Here is a 1,364-nt window from a genome sequence, read left to right as displayed (position 1 = left end):
TATTTAGTTTCTGCATCAAATTCTGTGCTGTTTGCATCCTTAAGGCCGAGAACATTCCTTGATATCTCAATTACCGAAACCTGGAATCCAAGACATATACCAAGGTATGGTATTCTGTTTTCCCTGGCATACCTTTCTGCTATTATTTTACCCTCAACACCACGGTATCCAAATCCACCGGGTATAAGTATTCCATCAAGGTCCCTTAAATCATCAATGTTTTTAAGTAATTTATCTGAGTCTATCCATTTAATATTTACCGCAATTCCGGTATTGCCTGTTACGTGTGAAAATGCCTCCTTATGGCTTATATATGCATCCTGCATATCTATGTACTTGCCTATTATTCCAACTGTTACCTCATCTTTAGGATTTTTTATGTTATTGACAAAATTCATTAATGTGTAATTGAATTCATGGTCATCGGCATTGTAAATTTCCCTTATAAGATCCAGTATATGCTGTTTTTCCATAAGTTCCGGAACAAAATAGACATTTTTAACATTGTATATGCTTATAATTCCTGATTCCTTAACGTCCGTGAATAATGATATTTTTTTCCTTGCCTCGCTATTTAATGGGTGCTCTGAACGGCAGAATAAAATATCTGGCTGGATTCCTATGGCACGAAGCTCCTTAACGCTGTGCTGCGTTGGCTTTGTTTTCTGTTCCCCCCCAGTTTCGGGAATCAGTGTAACGTGACCAAATATCATATCATCATTTTTTTCTGACTTCATCTGCCTTAAGGCCTCCAGGAATGGCATGGATTCAATGTCTCCGACGGTACCACCAACCTCTATTAACGCAATGTCATAACCCTTGGCCGCCTTTCTTATTTTGTTTTTAATTTCGTTTGTTATATGGGGTATGATCTGAACAGTGCTTCCAAGGTAATCGCCCATGCGTTCCTTTTCAATAACCTCCTTATACACCTTCCCGGTTGTAATATTGTTATCAGATGTTAAATTTGTATCTAAAAACCGTTCATAGTTTCCGAGGTCAAGATCAACCTCGCCACCATCATCAAGAACAAAAACCTCTCCATGCTGGTATGGGTTCATGGTACCAGCATCATAATTTAAGTATGGATCTATTTTAATATTAGTTACCCTGTAACCACTATTTTTTAATAGGTATGCAAGACTGGAAGTTATTGTTCCCTTTCCTAATCCAGAAATTACACCACCAGTAATTACAATATAATGCATTATCTAGTAGTGAAAAACGTTTAATAAATTTTTTGCTATACCGTACCATTATATCATTATTAAACTTTTACAACGAATTACATTATAAAATAAGTTATATCGTTTATTTTAATATAATAATTTTTCAAAAAAATTTGTATTTATGCTAACATTTTT

At 35.2% G+C, this 1,364-nt stretch carries 1 protein-coding gene; it reads right to left on the bottom strand.

Annotation, left to right across the window (positions count from 1 at the left end; all coding sequences use genetic code 11):
- Nucleotides 1-1,208 (bottom strand): glutamine hydrolyzing CTP synthase (gene pyrG, locus AOG54_RS03570; RefSeq protein ID WP_055032428.1); only part of this gene is annotated, 1,208 nt, incomplete at its 3' end.
- Nucleotides 1,209-1,364 lie beyond the last annotated feature (156 nt).

Origin of the sequence: Acidiplasma aeolicum, assembly GCF_001402945.1 — an archaeon.
In the GTDB taxonomy this organism is placed as follows: domain Archaea; phylum Thermoplasmatota; class Thermoplasmata; order Thermoplasmatales; family Thermoplasmataceae; genus Acidiplasma; species Acidiplasma aeolicum.
This window is presented reverse-complemented; position numbering and strand designations above follow the sequence as displayed.